Origin of the sequence: Streptomyces sp. URMC 126 (assembly GCF_051386555.1) — a bacterium.
Taxonomy (GTDB): Bacteria; Actinomycetota; Actinomycetes; order Streptomycetales; family Streptomycetaceae; genus Streptomyces.
This window is the reverse complement of record NZ_JBPQTX010000696.1, coordinates 1-380: the sequence shown is the minus strand read 5'-3', so window position 1 is coordinate 380 and position 380 is coordinate 1. Positions and strand designations below refer to the sequence as shown.

Sequence of the window (380 nt, the reverse complement as noted above, 5' to 3'; positions counted from 1 at the left end):
CTCAACAATCGGCCCCGCAAAGTCCTCGGTTGGCGGACACCGGCCGAGGTCTTCGAAGAACAGCTACGATCGCTGCAACAGCCTGGTGTTGCAACGACTGGTTGAACTCACCCAATACACGTCGTTCCGCCTGGCCGAACACCTCGATGCGGCCCGGATCGCAGCCTCGATCGGCTCGGTCGGCGACGCGTACGACAACGCGCTGATGGAGTCGACGATCGGCCTGTTCAAGACCGAGGTCATCAAACCGATGCGGCCCTGGAAGACGCTCTCGCACGTCGAACTCGCCACCGCCGAGTGGGTCGACTGGTACAACCACCGCCGGCTCCACGGTGAGATAGGGCACATCCCGCCCGCCGAATACGAAGCCAACTACTACC

General features: G+C 62.6%; 1 pseudogene. It reads left to right on the top strand.

From position 1 onward, the window contains the following. Positions 1 to 109: 109 nt before the first annotated feature. Positions 110 to 380 (top strand): annotated as a pseudogene (locus ACSNOK_RS33500) (integrase core domain-containing protein); the annotation flags it as partial.